Origin of the sequence: Chitiniphilus purpureus (genome assembly GCF_025642115.1) — a bacterium.
GTDB lineage: Bacteria > Pseudomonadota > Gammaproteobacteria > Burkholderiales > Chitinibacteraceae > Chitiniphilus > Chitiniphilus purpureus.
In genome coordinates this window covers 2,282,637-2,299,638 of sequence record NZ_CP106753.1, presented here as the reverse complement: position 1 = coordinate 2,299,638, position 17,002 = coordinate 2,282,637, and the positions used below count along the sequence as shown (strand labels likewise).

Sequence of the window (17,002 nt, the reverse complement as noted above, 5' to 3'; positions counted from 1 at the left end):
CGGAATGGATACCCGACTCTGGCGCGCCTTTGTCACATTGGCTGACCTCGGTCATTTCGGCCGCGCGGCCAGCGCGCTGCATATCACCCAACCGACATTGAGCAAGCAGTTGCAGGCACTGGAACAGCTCGTTGGCGGCCCGCTGTTCCAACGCGGGCGGCACGGCGCGGCGTTGACCGTGCTGGGGGAGCTGCTGCTGCCCGATGCCCGCCGCCTGCTTGCCGACAGCGCCGCGCTGCTGGAACGCGCGCGGCAGGGCAGCCAGGGCCTGTCCGGGCGGTTGCGGATCGGTTTCGGCTTGTCGACGTTGACCCGGGCACCGACGCTGGTCGCGCGCTTTCGTGAACGACACCCAGGTATCGCGGTGACACTGGACGACTTCTCGTCGGCCGAGCAGCAGCAGCGGTTGCTGGCACAGCAACTGGACATCGGCTTCATGCGCCTGCCCGAGCATCCGGCCCTGGCCGCACAAGCGCTGTTCGAGGAACAACTGGCACTGGTCTTGCCCGCCAACTTGGCCGACCCGGTGCGGCCGGACGACTTCGGCACACTCAACCGGCTTGGCTTCGTCGCCCTGAGCCCGGCACGGGGGCCCGGGCTGGATGCGCAGATCCGGCAATGGAGCGCAGCGCAGGGGTTCTCACCCAGGATCACGCAATACGCGGCCGACCTTTTGACCGTGCATGCGGCAGTGGCCGCCGGTCTGGGCGTCGCCTTGCTGCCGTTCCGGGGAATCGCCACGCTGCACGGCGGCACACAGGTCCGTCTGCTCGACGGGCCGCACAGCCACTGGCCCGTGGCGCTGGCCTGGTCGAAGGACAGCGACAACCCCGCCGTGGCGCGCTTCGTCGCATTCCTGCGCGAGGCCACCAACGACAGTTGAGAGCCACGTCACAGCATCGCTGGCAACCATTGCCGGGGCCACTGCGTTGCCGGGAATGCCACCTGTGTTCCATGCGGCGCACCTGAGGTGGTGGCGAATGCCGCTTATAATCACGCCGCACCGAAACCGCCATGGAGTCCAAGCGATGTTCAAACACCTGCTTTTACTGCCCCTTGCCGCGCTACTTTCGGCCCAGGTCGTCGCGGATTCCTTTCCCGAGGAACGAGCCCGCGGCCGCAGCCCGGAATATCAGCAAGGCTTCCGTGACGGCTGGCGCGCCGCGCAGGAGCGCGGCCCGGACCGCTGGGACGATCGGTGGGAAGACCGCTGGGACGACGACGGCTACCGTGGGCGCCGCCCTGCCCTGCGCATCGAATCGGCGCGCTATGTGTCGGGCAAGCGCAAGTGCGACTTCACCCGTTGGCTGTCCTCCCGGGCAAACGGACGGCGCGAATACCTGCTCGATGCCAGCAACCGGCTGTGCGGCGACCCCTCGCCGGGCGACCGCAAGCAAGCCGAGGTGCAGTATTTCTGCGGGCCCGAGCGGCAGGTGGCCCGGATCGATGAGGGCGAAAGCACCTGGCTGCGCTGCAACTAGCCGCAACGGTGCCGGCCGGACACTGCATGGTCCGGCCGCAACGCCGGCCAGTGCCATGCGCCGCCGGGAACCGGGCCCGGGCGTGCGCCAGGCAAGGGGCGTGATACACTCGCGGCGCCTTCCGTGCTTCGTCGGGAATCCATGTACGAACTGCTGATCGGCCTGCGCTATACGCGGGCCAAGCGCCGCAACGGCTTTATCTCCTTCATCTCCCTGGTTTCCATCCTCGGCATCGCGCTTGGCGTGGCGGCATTGATCATCGTGCTGTCCGTGATGAACGGCTTTCAGGAAGAAGTCCGCAACCGCATCCTGGGCATGGCCGCGCATGTGCAGCTGACCGGCCCAGACGGCACGCTGCCACACTGGCAGCGGCTGCGCGAGCCGGTGCTCGACACCCCGCATGTCCAGGCCGCTGCGCCGTTCGTGACCGGCCAGGGCCTGCTCAACTACGCCGGGCAGGTACGCGGTGCGCTGGTGCGTGGCATCGACCCACAACTGGAGCCGGGTGTTTCCGCGGTCACCCAGAAGATCATCGGCGGCCACCTCGCCCAGCTGCAACCCGGGCAGTTCAACATCATCCTGGGCTGGCAACTCGCGGCGGAACTGGGCGTGCAGCCGGGCGACAAGGTCACGCTGATCACGCCGCAGGGACAGGTGACCCCGGCCGGGCTGATCCCGCGCTTTCGCCAGTTCACCGTCGCCGGGCTGTTCCGTGCCGACTACTACCCGTACGACGCCGGTCTTGGCCTGATCGCATTGTCCGATGCCCAGAAGCTGTTCCGTACCGGCGACGCGGTCACCGGCCTGCGCCTGAAGCTGGACGATCTTTTCAACGCCCGCACCGTGGCACGCTCGCTCACCCAGCAATGGCCGCAGGTGATGGCGACCGACTGGACGCAGGAGAACCCGACCTACTTTCGCGCGGTGGAAATCGAAAAACGCATGATGTTCATCATCCTGACGCTGATCGTCGCCGTAGCGGCCTTCAATCTCGTCTCCACATTGGTGATGGTGGTGACCGACAAGCAGGCCGATATCGCGATCCTGCGTACGCTGGGCGCCGCGCCAGGCTCGATCATGAAGATCTTCGTCATCCAGGGCGCGATCTCCGGCTGCGTGGGCACGCTTGCCGGCGCGCTCGGCGGCGTGCTGGTCGCGCTCAATCTGGACGTGATCGTGCCCGGCATCGAGCAATTGCTCGGCACCCACATCCTGTCGCCGGAGGTATATCTGATCACCGAGCTGCCCTCGCGTGTCGAATGGACCGACGTGACCAGCATCGCCGGCATCTCGCTGGTGCTGGCGCTGCTGGCCACGCTCTACCCAAGCTGGCGCGCCGCCAAGGTCAACCCCGTGGAGGCGCTGCGCTATGAGTGAGACCGTCATCACCGCCCGCAGCCTGGGCAAGGTCTATCGCAGCGGCAGGCTGGAAACGCCGGTGCTTACGGACATCGACTTCACGCTGCTGGCCGGCGAGACCGTGGCCATCGTCGGGGCGTCGGGCTCGGGCAAATCCACATTGCTGCATTGCCTGGGCGCGCTGGATACGCCAACCAGCGGGTCGGTCAGCCTGCTCGGCGAAAACCCGTTCGCCCTGAACGAAGCGCGCCGCGGTGCGCTGCGCAACCGTCACCTCGGCTTCGTCTACCAGTTCCATCACCTGCTGCCCGAGTTCACCGCACTGGAAAACGTCGCCATGCCGCTGTTGATCCGGCGCGAACAACGCGACGCCGCCCTTGAGCGTGCACGCGAGATGCTTGCCCATGTCGGGTTGGCACACCGGCTGGCCCACAAACCCGGCGAATTGTCCGGGGGCGAGCGGCAGCGCGCCGCCATTGCACGCGCGCTGGTGAGCCGTCCGGCCTGCGTGCTGGCCGACGAGCCGACCGGCAACCTTGACCGCGCCACCGCCGATTCGGTGTTCGCGCTGATGATGGAGCTCAACACCGCGCTCAGGACAGCCTTTGTGCTGGTCACGCATGATCCCGAGCTGGCCGCGCGCTGCCAGCGCACCGTGCACCTGCAGGATGGCCGGCTGCATCCGGATGAGGCGTGAACCGCTCATCAGATGCACCGCGATAGTGATTATTGCGAAAAATCAGAAACTTGTTGCACCCCCGGGCCGATGTATGGATAATCCGCCCCTTCGCCGATCAACTCCTTGACCGGCAAACGACTCATCGCCTCTAGCCTTGTTCCGCTTTTCAAGCCTGTCCATACAGGGAGTTTGCGGTTGTTCCGGTTAGGTCGATGTCCTGCGCTGTAATGCGCCTAACCTAGGAAATACTGCATGACTCATCCCGAACAGGGCACGAGCGGCTTTGTCGCGCTCGGCCTTTCCAACGAACTCGTCCGCGAACTGACCAAGCAGGGGATCACGGAACCCACGCCGATCCAGGCGCAGGCCATCCCTGTACTGCAGGAAGGGCACGACCTCATGGCCTCGGCCCAGACCGGAACCGGCAAGACCGCCGCCTTCCTGCTGCCGGCGCTGAACCGCCTTTCCCGCCCGGCCACCCATCACGGCAAGGGCCCGCGCATCCTGGTGCTCACCCCGACCCGCGAACTGGCCGAACAGGTCTCCAAGGTCGCCATCTCGTTCGCCCGCAGCCTGCAGCGCTGCAAGGTGGTCACCGTCACCGGCGGCGTGCCCTACCCGATCCAGCACCGTGAACTGGCGTTGCCGCTGGAAGTGCTGGTCGCCACCCCCGGCCGCCTCACCGACCTGATGCGCAGCGGACGCATCGACTTCAGGCGCCTGGAACTGCTGGTGCTGGACGAAGCCGACCGCATGCTGGACATGGGCTTCATCGACGAAGTGGAAGCCATCGTGGCGCAATTGCCGCAGCAGCGGCAGACGGCACTGTTCTCCGCCACGCTGTCGGACGCGGTGCAGCGCTTCGCCGCGCCGATGCTCAACAATCCGCTCAAGGTGGAACTGGCGCCGCAAGGACTGCCGACCGCCAATGTGCAGCAATCCGTGCACTGGGCCGACGGCTACGAGCACAAGCAGAAGCTGACTGCGGCGCTGCTGCAGGCCAGCCCGGAAACGCAATCCATCGTGTTCGTCGCCACCAAGGCCGACGCCGACAGCATCGCCGACTGGCTGCGTCTGGCCGGCATCCGCGCCGATGCGATGCATGGCGATCTGCAGCAGCGGGTACGCCGCAAGGTGCTGGACCGGCTGCGCCGCAGCGAGATCGACGTGCTGGTGGCGACCGACGTCGCCGCACGCGGCATCGACGTCGCCGGCATCGGCCAGGTGATCAATTTCGACCTGCCCAAGTTCGCCGAGGACTATATCCACCGGATCGGCCGTACCGGTCGCGCCGGCCGTAAAGGCAACGCCGTCTCGCTGGTCACCAAGAACGATTTCGGTGCCTACACCAAGATCAGCCGGCGCTATGAAGTGCAGTTCGAGCAGATGGAGCTGGAAGGGCTGGAAGCACGCTTCCGGCCCGGCCAGGGCCGCGCTGCTGGCGATCGGGGCGGCAAGCGGCCGGGTGGCTACGGTGGCAACAAGCCGCGCCATGGCCAGGGTGGCCGTTGGCAAGGCGAGGGCCAGAGCCGTGCACCGCGCAGCGAACCGACCGGCCGCATCTATGGCGATGCGCCGCGCGAACACGCAACGGCGCCTCGGGGCGAGCATCGCGACGGCTATGCCGCGCGCTCGCAGGACGGCTACGCCCGCAAGCCGTATGAAGGCCAGCGTCGCGATGGCGAACGCGAGTTCGCCCGTCCGGCACGCGAGGAACGCTACAGCGGTAACAGCGAGCGTCCCAGCTATGCCCGCGACGGCAAGGACGGACAACGGCGCGAGCCGCGCAGCGCCGGCCAACGTGCCCCGGGCAGCCGCTACCAGCAGTAGCCGTCCCATCCGGTCATACCGGACGGCATGACAAACGGCGCGGCAACGCGCCGTTTGTGCTTTCGTGCCTCAGTCCACCGGCAACGGCGGCAGCCCATGCCGCGCCCGCGCCCGGTTGCATGCGGGCGAGAAGTCGCCCAGCTCTGCCAATGGTGCAAACTCGCGGCAGGGATTGGGCCGCTCCTGATAGATGCCGCACCGCACTTGCACACCGATCTGACCGGTCAGGGCAAGGCAGCGGGGACGGGCATGATCGGTGCCCTTGAGTCGAGCCAAGTGCGCGGCTTCGCGGTCAGCGAGGCCATCGGGAACGCAACCACCTTCGCTTTGCAGCTCGGATGCATCGAAGGTGACACGAAACGCGGCGCAACAGGCGCCGCAGCTCAGGCAAGGTGACGATGACATTGCAGGCGACCATCCGCAAAAACGCCATGCTACCGCCGGCACAGGGCGCCAGCCAGGATTGCCGTGCCCGGCGCATCCGGGCTACCCTGTCCATCGGTGCAACCCATGTTCTGCCATGCAACTACGCGTGCTGACCGAATCCGATCTTGATGCCGTGCTGGCGATCCAGCGCGAGTGCTACCCGGCTGCCTGGCAGGAAAGCCGGGCGACGTTCGCGCGCAAGCTTGCGCTGTCACCGCAGTCCAACTGGCTCGCGCACGAGGGCGACGTCGCGTTGGGATACCTGTTCACCCATCCATGGCACGACCGGACGCCGCCGGCACTGGACACCGGGCTGCCCGCGCTGCCGCAGGGGGCGGACCGGCATTTCCTGCACGACCTTGCCATCCATCCGCAGGCGCGCGGCCGCGGCATCGCGGCACGTCTGGTGGAACATGCGCTGGCATGGGGAGCGGCGCAGGGCCTGCGTGAAGCACGCCTTGTCGCGGTGCTGGGCGCCGAGCGCTTCTGGCAGGGCCTGGGTTTCGCGCCGCTGCGCACCATCGGAGCGCAGCCGGCCGCCTATGGCAAGGCGGCCCGCATCATGGGCCGCCCCTTGGTTCCCGTCTAGCCGACCATCGTCTCAACCACGACAGGGCCGGCCTACATCGCCGGCCCTTCTTTTTGCATGGAGTCACATCGAATGGATACCAAGATCATATTGTCTCAATCCGACCTGGAACGCCTGGAAGCCCTGATCGAGCGCCAGAGCGCCGGCACCGCCGGGTTGGCGGCGCTAGAAGCCGAGCTCTCGCGCGCCGAGATCGTCGACGACGACGCACTGCCCGCCGACGTGGTCGCCATGGGCAGCCGCGCCCGTTTTCTGGACGAGGCCACCGGCCAGGAATACGCGTACACGCTGGTCTATCCACATCAGGCCGATATCGCGGCCGGCCGGATTTCGGTGCTGGCGCCGGCGGGCAGCGCCCTGCTGGGGCTGTCGGTGGGGCAATCCATCGCCTGGCCTGCACCGGGCGGGCATGCCATGCAGCTCAAGGTCCTGGCCGTGACGCACGGCTGAACGGGGGCAGGTACAATGCCCGGTTTGATATCGACAACCATGACGGAGCAGCCATGATCAAGCGCAATCGCCCTTCCCGCCGGGGACGGAGCACGGCCGACGAGGTCGATCTGGTGCGGCTGGCCAGGGGCATGGCCGACTCGTCCAGCCGGGTCGAGGACACATTCTGGATTGCCCGTCTCTCGGCGACAGTGGCGCGCCTGCTTGCGGACCGTGACGAAGAAACGCTCAATACCGCGCTTGAACAACTGAGCCAGCACGACGTGGACGCCTACAACGCGCTGGCCGATGCCGTCGAGGCTGCGTGCGAATCGCTGCGGATCGAGCACGACGGCACCAGCTGGGACGTATTGTTGTTCACGGCACCGGTGCTGGCCTGGTCGCGCTGGCAGATCCCGTCCGAAACGCTCAGCGCCAGTGCACTGCAGGCGCTGCGGGTGCAGCTGGGCGCGCATGTGATGGCACGCGGCGTGAAGATCGCGCTTGCCGATGTGTTGTTCAGCCCGGACCAGCTGCCGCGCGGCTTCGTGGCAACCGCCGACCTGACCCAGGCATTGGCGCAGGCGGCGTTCGGCAATGGCACGCTGCAGGTGCCGCAACGTGAGCTGCCCGAAACCAAGCAGTTTCTGTCCGATACCCGTTACCTGATCGGCGCCGCGCTGGTGCCGGCCGGCGACGCGATCTTCCGCTGGCAGGAGGACGACGGCGAACGCGAGGAAGCGCTCAAACAATGGACCAGGCAAGGCGGTGCCGCGCTGCAACCCTTGCTGGCCGGGTGCGCCATGGAGCCCTGCATGCCGGGCGCCTACCACGCTGCATGGCGTGAGGCTGACCGCACATCGCGCGCCTATTCGTTGCAGGCCACGGTCACCTTCCTGGCGGTGACGCTCAATATCGAAGCCGGCCAGCTGCAGGCCGCGATCGCCCCCTTCGTCGGGCGGCAGTTGGAAGAATATCGCGTGGGCTTCGTACAGCGTGGCCACGACCAGGTGCTGCACGGCGTGGTCTGGCCGCTCTTGGACGGCGAGGACGAGCACACCGACGTGGTGGGCGAGATCGAGGCGGTACTCAAGAACCTGGGCGTGACCGACATCCGGGTGCACGAGCACGATTTCCCGCTCGACTATTGCGACGACTGCGGCGCGCCGTTCTATCCCAACCCCGAGGGCGACCTGCTGCACGCCGAATTGCCCGAGGAAGAGGCGTCGGAGCAAGCGCGCCACCTGCACTGAGCGCCGCGCTGTCGTCCGGTTTAAGGCAGCAGCGCCGCCAGCCGCGCCACGCCCAGCTCGATCCGCGTCGGGTCGGCGTGGCTGAAGTTGAGCCTTAGGCAAGGTGTGGCGCCTGCCTCATCGAAGAAGGCATCGCCGGGCATCACCGCCACGTTCTGCGCCAACGCCCGGTGCATCAGCGCCATCGTATCGGTGCCGGCCGGCAATGTGATCCAGAAGAACAGGCCGCCCACAGGACAACGCCAGTGTGCCCGGCCTGCCAGATGGCGCGTCAACGCCGCATGCATGGCATCGCGCCGCTCGCGATACAGCGGCAGGACCCCCGCCACGTGGCGTTCCAGCGTACCGTCGCGCAGCACCTGGCTGACCAGATGCTGCGAAAGGCGGTTGCTGTGCAGGTCGGCCGCCTGCTTCAGGCGCACCAGGGGTGCCATCAGCGCCGGATGGGCGATCAGATATCCGAGCCGCAGGCCCGGCGCCAGTGTCTTGGAAAAGGAACCCTGGTAGACCCAATGCGCGCGGCGCAACCGGCCGGCGATCGGTGCCGGCGCGGTACCGTCGTAGCAGAGATCGCGGTACGGATCATCCTCGAACAGCACCGTCGCGGCGTCGTCGATGCCTGCTGCGACACGTTCGCGTTCCGTCTCGCTGTAGCAGTAGCCACTGGGGTTCTGGAATGTGGGCGTCAGATAGGCAAGCCGCGCCCGCTGCAGGCCGTCCTGCAGCGCTGCAAAATCGACGCCGCCGGTCGCATCCACCGGCACCGGCAGAGTACGCGCGCCAAACAACCGGAATGCCTGCAACGCCGCAAGATAGGCCGGTGCCTCGACCAGCACCGGCACGCCCTCGTCCACCAGCAACTTGGCGACCAGATCGATCCCCTGCTGCGAGCCGTTCAGGATCAGCACCTGTTCTGGCGTGCACGCCAGGCCGAAGGCGCCGGCGCGCCGGGCAACCAGCTCACGCAAACCGGGCTCGCCCTCGCTGGGGCCGTACTGCCAGACGTCGGCAGCCGACAGCGGCTGCAGATCGGGGCGGAACAAGGCGGCGTCCGCAGGCAGGCCCCCTGCGAACGAGATCATGTCGGGGTGCTGGGTCAATGCCAGCAGATCACGGACCAACGATGAGGTCAGGCGATCGATACGGCGGGCGAACATCGTGGTGCTCCAGGATGACGGGTGGGAACGGCCGGAACGGCAGCCGGGCTGCGATGGCAGGCAGCGCGGGTAGGCGCTGCGGTTCACCTCAAGGCATGGAACTGGTACGGTTCGCCCTGCCGCCGCGAGGCACGCGGGTACACGATGGCCGCGGCGGGTGAGTGACATGAAAGTCAATATTATTGCCATATCATCGCCACCCCACTCTTATAAGTCAATATGATTGACCATAAAACCCAGGATGAGCGGCTGCATGCCGCGATGGAACTCTTCTATTACGCCTACCGCGCCTTCACCGCGCAGCCCGATGCGCTGCTCGCGACCCGGGGCTGGGGGCGCGTGCATCATCGGGTGCTGTATTTCGTCGGGCGTGAAGCGGGTTTGTCGGTCAATACCCTGATCGCCCGGCTCGGTGTCACCAAACAGGCATTGCACGGTCCGTTGCGCGAGTTGCAGGAAGCGGGTCTGATCGTCGCCACAGTCGCCGAGCACGACCGGCGCATGCGCCGGCTGGCGCTGTCCGCGGCAGGCGCCGCGCTGGAAGCGGAATTGTCCGGCGCTCAGCGCGCATTGCTGGCCCGGGTGTTCGACGCGCATGGCGCTCCGGCCGAACAGGGATGGCGTGCGGTGATGGCAGCGCTGGCCAGCGCGGATGGCAGTGCCGACCCGCGCGAGGCATGACGGTGCCTTGCACGTTCAACCTGGTGGGGACCCAGCCTTCACCGCATTGCCGCAACGCTACGAAATGACGGTTTCTTGATCGTGCGCACGGCGCAATGCCGGGGCCGCTCCTAAGCTGATGACGATTCGGCACAACGGAGAGCCCCATGCCAACCTCTGCAACCCCTGACCTGGGCACCGAATTCCTGGAGCGGCCACTGGCCAATCCCCTGATGAATGCCGCCGGCGTGTGGTGCACGCTGGCCGCGCAGCTGGACGCGCTGGCTGACAGCGAAGCGGCCGCCATCGTCACCAAGAGCTGCACCCTGGTCCGCCGCGACGGCAATCCCGAGCCGCGCTACCGTGCCTTGCCGCTGGGCAGCATCAACTCGATGGGCCTGCCCAACGAAGGCTATCTGTATTACCTCGACTATGCCGCCCATCACGACTACGACCACAAGCCGCTGTTCGTGTCGGTGTCCGGCCTGTCGCTGGATGACAACCTGACCATCGTCGCGGCATTGCGCGACGTGGTACTGCCGGCGCTGCTGGAAATCAACCTGTCCTGCCCCAACGTGCCGGGCAAGGCCCAGCCGGGCTACGACTTCGAAGCGATGGACGAGTTGCTTGCCGAAGTGGCCACCGCCTATCGCCGCCCGTTCGGCGTCAAGCTGCCGCCCTACTTTGATTTCGCGCACTTCGATACGGTGGCGCAGATCCTCAACCGCTATGAACATCTGGCGTTCATCACCTGCATCAACTCGGTAGGCAACGCGCTGATCATCGATACCGGGCAGGAAAGTGCGGTGATCCGGCCCAAGGATGGCTTCGGCGGCCTGGGCGGCGACTATGTGCTGCCGACCGCACTGGCCAATGTGAATGCTTTCCACCGACGCTGCCCCACCAAGACCATCATTGGTTGCGGTGGCGTGCGCACCGGGGAGCATGTGTTCCAGCATCTGTTGGCCGGCGCCACGCTGGTCCAGGTGGGCACGGCGCTGTATGAGGAAGGGCCGGGCATCTTCCAGCGGCTGGCGCGCGAGCTGGCCGAACTGATGGCGCACAAGGGCTACCGGCGTATCGATGAATTCCGTGGCCGGCTCAAGACGCTGTAGCACCTTGGCCGGCAGGGGCAGCCAGTCCAGGCACCGGGGCGCCTCGCTATCCAGGCGTGGGCGGCATTGATCTGCGGGCAGGACGGCTGCGCGAAGCGCGGGGCAGCGGATGGCCATCTCTGCAAGCGGTTTGGCAGCGCTGGCCGGCCCCCAGCCCCGGCCGCAGGCCGGGTACAGCGCCGCGTTGCGCGGCGCCGGCGGATGCGGTCTGCCATTGCCGTGCGTTGCACTGCGCGGCCTTCCTCCTCGACCTGTATCTGACTGCCGCTTCGCGCTAGTACGATACCGGTACCGGCTCCAGGCTGCGCCACAGGTACCAGGTGGCAACGGAACGGTAGGGTTGCCATGCCTCTGCCAGCAGCCTGAGCTGCTGACGCGGCCGGCGCTCTCCGTCGTGATAATGCAGCGCCACGGCCTTGATCAGGCCGATATCGTCCAGCGGCAGTACGTCGGGGCGCATCAGATGGAACATCAGGAACATCTCGGCGGTCCAGCGCCCTATGCCACGGATCGCCACCAGTTCGGCAATCACCGCCTCGTCGTCCATCAGCGCCAGCCGCTCGGATGCGAGGCGCCCTTCGGCATGATGCCGCGCCAGATCAGCCAGGTATTCCACCTTGCGCTGCGACAGCCCGCAGGCACGCAGCGCAGCGGTGTCCGACGCCAGTACTGCAGCGCTGCTGACATCGGGCAGCGCGCTTTGCAGCCGGTTCCACACCGAATCGGCGGCCTTGACCGAGATCTGCTGGCCGACGATAGAGCGCGCCAGCGTCAGGAACACATCCCCCCGGCCTTGCAGGCTGATGCCCGGATAGCTGGCAATGAGCCGTGCCAGCACCGGATCGCGCCCGCCCAGCTGCGCGCAGGCGTCATCCCAGTATGGTGGCTTGCCCAGCATCACAATCCCGCCACAGTCATCCGCTCGATCAGGATGGAGCCGACACGGCGGCTGCTGGAGGTGAGCACGTCATCGCCGATGCCGCCGATCCGACGGAACATGTCGCGCAGATTGCCGGCCACGGTGATTTCCTCCACCGGATACCGGATCACGCCGTTTTCGACCCAGAACCCGGCCGCGCCCCGCGAATAGTCCCCGGTGACGAGGTTGATGCCATGCCCGAGCAGTTCGGTCACCAGAAGCCCGGTCCCCAGCTGCGCCAGCAGACCGTCGAAGGTGCCGGTCGGCGAGACCAGCAGGTTGTGGGGGCCGCCTGCATTGCCGGTGGTGCGCAATCCCAGCTTGCGCGCCGAATAACTCGACAGGAAGTAGCCGTCGAGCACCCCATCCTGCACCAGTTCGCGACGCCGGGTGGCAACGCCCTCAGCATCGAACGCGCTACTGGCCAGGCCCTTGGCAAGGAACGGCTCTTCCACGATGTTGACGCACGGGGCGAACACCTGGGTGCCGAGGCTATCGAGCAGGAACGACGACTTGCGGTACAGGCTCGAACCACTCACCGCCGAAACCCAGTGCGACAGCAGCGAGCTGGCGACCGGGGCCTCGAAAAGCACCGGGTATTCGCCGGTCTTGATACGCCGCGCGCCCAGCCGTCGCACAGCGCGTTCGCCGGCCCGGTGACCCACTGTCTGCGGCGACAGCAGATCGGCCGGATCGCGCGCCGCGCTGTACCAGTAGTCGCGCTGCATGGCGCCGTCCTCTTCGGCGATCACCGCCGCCGACAGCGAATAGCGCGTGCCGCGACCGCTGCCGCTGAAGCCGAGCGAATTGGCGTAGACCCATTGCGAGGCATGGGTGGACAGGCTGCCGCCATCCGAATTGGTGATCCGCGGATCGACCGCGCGTGCTGCCGCCTCGCAATCGCGCGCAAGATCGATCGCCCCTTCGACCGGCAGCGCCCATGCATGATGGAGCGCCAGATCCGGAAACGCAGTGGCCAGTTCGGCCGCATCCGGCAGGCCGGCATGAGGGTCCTCTGCGGTGTAGCGGGCGATCGCCACCGCTGCCGCGACGGTATCGGCCAGCGCCTGCGCCGAGAAATCGGAGCTGCTGGCGTGCCCCTTGCGCTGGCCCAGGTAGACGGTCACGCCGACCGCCTTGTCGCGGTTGTATTCGATGGTCTCCACTTCGGACAAGCGCACGTTGACGTTCTGCCCCACCGACTCGGAGATTTCGACGTCGGCGGCGCTGGCGCCCTGGCTGCGCGCCTGGTCTAGCACCTGGGCGGCAAGTTGCTGCAATTGCTGTTCGCTGAAGGAGAAAGCCGACACGTGATTTCCTTGTTCTACTGGCGGCGGTGCCGCCTGGACCGTTTGGTATCATAACGTTTTTGCAAAAGCCGCCCAAACGATGAATCAGCAAGACGCCGAGCGCGACGAAGACGGAATCGAACCTGTCAGCAAATCGCAGATGAAGCGCGACATGCACGCGCTGCAAGCCCTGGGCGAAGCCCTGGTACCGCTTGATCGCAAATACCTGGAAAGCCTCGCGCTGCCGGACAAGCTGTTCGATGCGCTGATTGAAGCCAAGCGGCTCAAGGCCCACGGTGCGATCGCCCGACAAAGACAATACATAGGCAAGCTGATGCGCGATGTCGACCCCGCGCCGATCCAGGCACTGCTGGACAAGCTTGCTGGCGTGTCGGACCGCCATACCGCATGGCTGCATCAGTTGGAACGGCTGCGCGAAAGGCTGTTGGCCGAGCCCAAGGCGGTGGAGGACTTCATCGGTGAACATCCCGATGTGGACATCCAGCGCCTGCGGCAGCTGATCCGCAATGCGCAAAAGGAACGCGCCGACGCGGCCGCCGGCAAGATGGCACCGCCCAAGGCCTTCCGTGAGCTGTTCCAACTGCTCAAGGACCGGATCGCCGAACCACCCGCCAACTGATCGGAACACCGCCGTGCCGCTCGCCCTGCCCTGCAACTTTGCCGCCTTGCTGTTCGACATGGACGGCACCCTGATCGACTCCACCGCATGCGTGGAACGCATCTGGCGCACCTGGGCGCAGGAAGCCGGGGTCGACGCCGATACGCTGCTGGCGCATCTGCACGGTGTGCGTGGCCGTGACGTCCTACGACGGTTCGCACCGCATCTGGATCAGGAGCAGGCATACCAGCAGCTGCTGCAGCGGGAATTGACCGACCTGGAAGGCACCCGGCCCATTGCCGGTGTCGTCGAAAGAATGCACGAGTTGTCCGGACTGCCCATCGCCATCGTCACCTCCGCACCACGGGCCCTGGCAAAGGTGAAGCTTGCCCATTGCGGCGTCACTGCGCCGACGGTGATGGTCTGCGCCGAGGACGTCGCACGCGGCAAGCCCGCCCCAGATCCCTATCTGCATGCCGCGGCGCAGTTGGGCGTTGCGCCCGCCGCTTGCCTTGCATTCGAAGATGCACCGAGCGGTGTACGGGCAGCCCGCGCAGCCAGCATGCCGGTCATTGCACTGACCACCTCGCATGCCGGAACAGCGCTGTGCGAAGCAGACCTGCACATTGCCGACTGGCAGGCACTGCGTTTCGCCCCGGGCGTGGGTGGCGGCATCACCGTGGCCCGTGCGCCATGAGGCCATGCCGCGGCGGCGCACGCCATCCACCACACCACGATCCTCTTTCAAGGAGTAACCGACCACATGGCTGATCTTCCGCTGCTGCCTTGCGTGGAAATCGAAACGGCGCCGGCGCCCACGGCCAGCGTGATCTGGCTGCATGGCCTGGGCGCCGACGGCCACGATTTCGCACCGGCCGTACCTGCGCTGACGTTGCCCGATGCGCTGGCGGTACGCTTTGTATTCCCCCACGCGCCGATGATCCCGGTCACCTGCAACAACGGCTACGTGATGCGCGCCTGGTACGACATCGCGTACTTCGACAGGATAGAACGGCACGCCGACGAACAGGGGGTGCGCAACGCGGTCGCCTTGATCCGCCAGCTGATCGCCCGGGAAAACGATCGGGGCGTGCCGTGCTCACGCATTGTACTGGCCGGTTTTTCGCAAGGCGGGGCCATCGCCTACACCGCCGGCCTGCTGCATCCGGAACGGCTGGCCGGCATCGTCGCACTGTCCACCTACCTGCCGGTACCGGCGCTGCTCGAAGAGCGGACGTCGGCCAATGCCACGACACCTGTCCTTGCCGCCCACGGCAGCATGGACCCGGTCGTACCGATCCAGTTGGGCGAGCAGGCACAGCAGCGCGTGGCCGGATTCGGCAATCCGGTGCAGTGGCATCGCTATCCGATGCAGCATTCAGTCTGTCCACCGGAACTGCTGCTCATCGGCAGGTTCCTCGCCGACGTGCTCGGCTGAGCACCGGCAGGGATACGGCGTGCCGCTTGGTGCGGCATTGCCGTCATTTCACGACTTGCAGGGTCACCCAGGTCCAGTCCACGCCCTTTTCCAGTACCGACTCAAGGCCGACGGTGAAACCACGCTCGCGTGCCTGCACCCGGTAAAGGCGATCGCTGGCATAGTCGGCGCCATACAGGATCAGGGTATTGAGATTGGCGCCGCCCTGCCCCTTGTATGGCAGATACAACGCCAGCTTGGGGCTGGGCAGCTCGGCGCTGCCACCATCCAGGAATTCGGCAAGCGGCACCTTGGTCCGCGCGCTTTCCTGCACCTGCTGGATATGGACTGCGACCGGGGTGCTCGACAGCACTTGGATGCCAGCCGCCACCTCGTCCGCCCCACGCCGCACCAGTCGGCGCACCACGCCCACGTGCCAGTTCTGCGCATCGCCCAGCCGCATGCCCAAGAGCACGCCGGGACGGATCCATTCGTTCTCCGAATAACGCAGCAAGGCGCCGAAGCCGCCTTCGGATTCGTTCTCGATCAGCCACGTCGGGTATTCGGGTGCGCGTGAATGGGTGCTTGGCGGCACCTGCTGCAGCTTGGAACGGGTACGGGACGAGACGAAGCCGTACAAGCGCATGTCCATCAGCTCGTCATAGTCGACCTGGGTGCGGGTCTCGACCGGCTGCCTGCTGAACTTCTCGTTGTCCGCCCTCACCTGCTGGCAGATCACATCCAGACCGTGCAGCACCTGGGCCGCCTTACGCACGTCGCGGCGCTGGCTGCGCTGGATCTGCGCATTGCGGATGGACATGCTCCAGAACATGTCCAGGTGCTTGAGCAGCTCCAGGCACGAAGGCGCCCGGCAATCCGCGCCCAGGCCCAGCTCGGCCGGCGCGACACCGGCCTCGAGCCGTTTGGCTGTCTCCTGCACTTGATGCAGCAGATCAAAGAGCCCCCAGTAACGGAACGGCTCGCCGGTCGAATCCGCCTGGATCTTCTGCGGACCTTGTGCCTCCTGTAGGTTGACGCAGAAATGATCGCGCTCTTCCTGATGGCGGCGGTTCAGCTGGATCAGCTTGGACCAGTTGTCGAGCCACTGATCGACCCAATCCAGTTGCCGTACCGACAGGTTGTTGGCCGACAGGGTGGCCAGCATCAAGAGCTGGATATACTCGTCGGCGCACGAACTCACGCCACGATCGCGCCCCGGATAAAGCGGAAATGGGTTGCAGTCGAACCCTTCCACTTCAGAGAGCCGGTAAAACCGGTGGGCAAGCGTCCACAGCTTGCCCGGTGCCTTTTCGAAGCGGAAGTAGTGCCATTTGGCCTGGATGGCGATGTAATGCAGGCTGCGCGCCAGCACCAGCGGCATCTGCTCGGTATAGCCGGCGGTGCGGTAGAGCTCATCGCCTTCGTGCTCGATGAAGCGCTGGTAGCAATCGGCCATCCGCTGCGAGAAGGCAACGATGTCGTGCCACAGCCGCTGTTCCATATCCTTGGCCATGCGCGGATTGGAGACGTACTGGTAGCAGATCGCCTCCAGCGGGGTCTGCACCGCGCCATCGAGCAGCACTAGCGCCTGCAGCGACTCGAAATCGGGCCGAGGGGCCAGCTCCAGGTAGCGGCCGAGGACTTCGATCACCTTGCCAAGCTGGGTTTGCGGATCGAGCATCTCGATCCGTCTGTACCAGGCGAGCGCGGCCTTGGAGCTGGCAAGCGGCGACTTGTCGCGGGATAGCAGACTGCTGAGGAATTCGCGCATCGTATGTTC

Annotated in this window: 18 protein-coding genes; 13 read left to right on the top strand and 5 right to left on the bottom strand. The window is 66.2% G+C overall.

Going from position 1 to position 17,002, the window contains the following annotated elements; translation table 11 throughout:
* Positions 1-4: 4 nt before the first annotated feature.
* The 5 genes from N8I74_RS10715 (at position 5) to N8I74_RS10695 (ending at position 5,349) form a co-directional block, all read left to right on the top strand.
* Entirely contained in the window at positions 5-883 is an 879-nt protein-coding gene (locus tag N8I74_RS10715) for a LysR family transcriptional regulator (RefSeq protein WP_263123050.1), read from the top strand.
* Between the two features lie 145 nt (positions 884-1,028).
* Positions 1,029-1,481, top strand: coding sequence for a hypothetical protein (locus N8I74_RS10710; protein WP_263123049.1), 453 nt, complete (start codon positions 1,029-1,031; stop codon positions 1,479-1,481).
* A 141-nt stretch (positions 1,482-1,622) separates the two neighbouring features.
* Positions 1,623-2,858: a lipoprotein-releasing ABC transporter permease subunit gene (locus N8I74_RS10705; protein ID WP_263123048.1), complete on the top strand. Its 1,236-nt coding sequence runs from the start codon at positions 1,623-1,625 to the stop codon at positions 2,856-2,858.
* Complete coding sequence (gene lolD / locus N8I74_RS10700; protein ID WP_263123047.1) at positions 2,851-3,537, top strand: lipoprotein-releasing ABC transporter ATP-binding protein LolD; 687 nt, start codon at positions 2,851-2,853, stop codon at positions 3,535-3,537. Before N8I74_RS10705 ends, lolD begins: the two co-directional genes overlap by 8 nt.
* Positions 3,538-3,771: 234 nt before the next feature.
* Positions 3,772-5,349 carry a DEAD/DEAH box helicase gene (locus tag N8I74_RS10695; RefSeq protein WP_263123046.1) on the top strand — a complete coding sequence of 526 codons (1,578 nt, stop codon included), beginning with the start codon at positions 3,772-3,774 and terminating at the stop codon, positions 5,347-5,349.
* Between the two features lie 69 nt (positions 5,350-5,418).
* On the opposite strand, the gene N8I74_RS10690 is transcribed toward N8I74_RS10695, so the two are convergent.
* On the bottom strand, positions 5,419-5,754 hold the full coding sequence (locus tag N8I74_RS10690; protein ID WP_263123045.1) for a YkgJ family cysteine cluster protein: 336 nt from the start codon (positions 5,752-5,754) through the stop codon (positions 5,419-5,421).
* A gap of 115 nt (positions 5,755-5,869) precedes the next feature.
* Here N8I74_RS10690 and N8I74_RS10685 point away from each other — a divergent pair, with 115 nt between their 5' ends.
* From N8I74_RS10685 to N8I74_RS10675, 3 genes are all read left to right on the top strand, one after another.
* A complete protein-coding gene (locus tag N8I74_RS10685; RefSeq protein WP_263123044.1) occupies positions 5,870-6,364 on the top strand; it encodes a GNAT family N-acetyltransferase in 495 nt (164 codons plus the stop codon).
* Positions 6,365-6,436: 72 nt separating this feature from the next.
* Entirely contained in the window at positions 6,437-6,814 is a 378-nt protein-coding gene (rnk, locus tag N8I74_RS10680; RefSeq protein ID WP_263123043.1) for a nucleoside diphosphate kinase regulator, read from the top strand.
* 53 nt (positions 6,815-6,867) lie between these two features.
* Complete coding sequence (locus tag N8I74_RS10675; RefSeq protein ID WP_263123042.1) at positions 6,868-8,046, top strand: DUF2863 family protein; 1,179 nt, start codon at positions 6,868-6,870, stop codon at positions 8,044-8,046.
* A 20-nt stretch (positions 8,047-8,066) separates the two neighbouring features.
* Here N8I74_RS10675 and N8I74_RS10670 read toward each other — a convergent pair whose 3' ends face one another.
* Positions 8,067-9,203: an aminotransferase-like domain-containing protein gene (locus N8I74_RS10670; protein ID WP_263123041.1), complete on the bottom strand. Its 1,137-nt coding sequence runs from the start codon at positions 9,201-9,203 to the stop codon at positions 8,067-8,069.
* Positions 9,204-9,422: 219 nt separating this feature from the next.
* Here N8I74_RS10670 and N8I74_RS10665 point away from each other — a divergent pair, with 219 nt between their 5' ends.
* Together N8I74_RS10665 and N8I74_RS10660 are read left to right on the top strand one after the other, a co-directional pair.
* Entirely contained in the window at positions 9,423-9,884 is a 462-nt protein-coding gene (locus N8I74_RS10665; RefSeq protein WP_263123040.1) for a MarR family transcriptional regulator, read from the top strand.
* A 146-nt stretch (positions 9,885-10,030) separates the two neighbouring features.
* Positions 10,031-10,978 (top strand): dihydroorotate oxidase, encoded by a 948-nt coding sequence (locus N8I74_RS10660; protein ID WP_263123039.1) that lies wholly within the window; start codon positions 10,031-10,033, stop codon positions 10,976-10,978.
* Positions 10,979-11,252: 274 nt separating this feature from the next.
* On the opposite strand, the gene N8I74_RS10655 is transcribed toward N8I74_RS10660, so the two are convergent.
* Together N8I74_RS10655 and pmbA are read right to left on the bottom strand one after the other, a co-directional pair.
* A complete protein-coding gene (locus N8I74_RS10655) occupies positions 11,253-11,876 on the bottom strand; it encodes a DNA-3-methyladenine glycosylase family protein (RefSeq protein WP_263123037.1) in 624 nt (207 codons plus the stop codon).
* Positions 11,876-13,207, bottom strand: a complete 1,332-nt coding sequence (gene pmbA, locus N8I74_RS10650) for a metalloprotease PmbA (RefSeq protein ID WP_263123036.1) — start codon at positions 13,205-13,207, stop codon at positions 11,876-11,878. Before pmbA ends, N8I74_RS10655 begins: the two co-directional genes overlap by 1 nt.
* Positions 13,208-13,286: 79 nt before the next feature.
* Between pmbA and yjgA the strand changes: the two genes are divergently transcribed.
* The 3 genes from yjgA (at position 13,287) to N8I74_RS10635 (ending at position 15,243) form a co-directional block, all read left to right on the top strand.
* Positions 13,287-13,826 carry a ribosome biogenesis factor YjgA gene (yjgA, locus tag N8I74_RS10645; protein ID WP_263123035.1) on the top strand — a complete coding sequence of 180 codons (540 nt, stop codon included), beginning with the start codon at positions 13,287-13,289 and terminating at the stop codon, positions 13,824-13,826.
* A 13-nt stretch (positions 13,827-13,839) separates the two neighbouring features.
* A complete protein-coding gene (locus N8I74_RS10640; protein WP_263123034.1) occupies positions 13,840-14,502 on the top strand; it encodes an HAD family hydrolase in 663 nt (220 codons plus the stop codon).
* A gap of 66 nt (positions 14,503-14,568) precedes the next feature.
* Entirely contained in the window at positions 14,569-15,243 is a 675-nt protein-coding gene (locus N8I74_RS10635; protein WP_263123033.1) for an alpha/beta hydrolase, read from the top strand.
* A gap of 43 nt (positions 15,244-15,286) precedes the next feature.
* On the opposite strand, the gene N8I74_RS10630 is transcribed toward N8I74_RS10635, so the two are convergent.
* Positions 15,287-16,993, bottom strand: coding sequence for a hypothetical protein (locus tag N8I74_RS10630; RefSeq protein WP_263123031.1), 1,707 nt, complete (start codon positions 16,991-16,993; stop codon positions 15,287-15,289).
* Positions 16,994-17,002 lie beyond the last annotated feature (9 nt).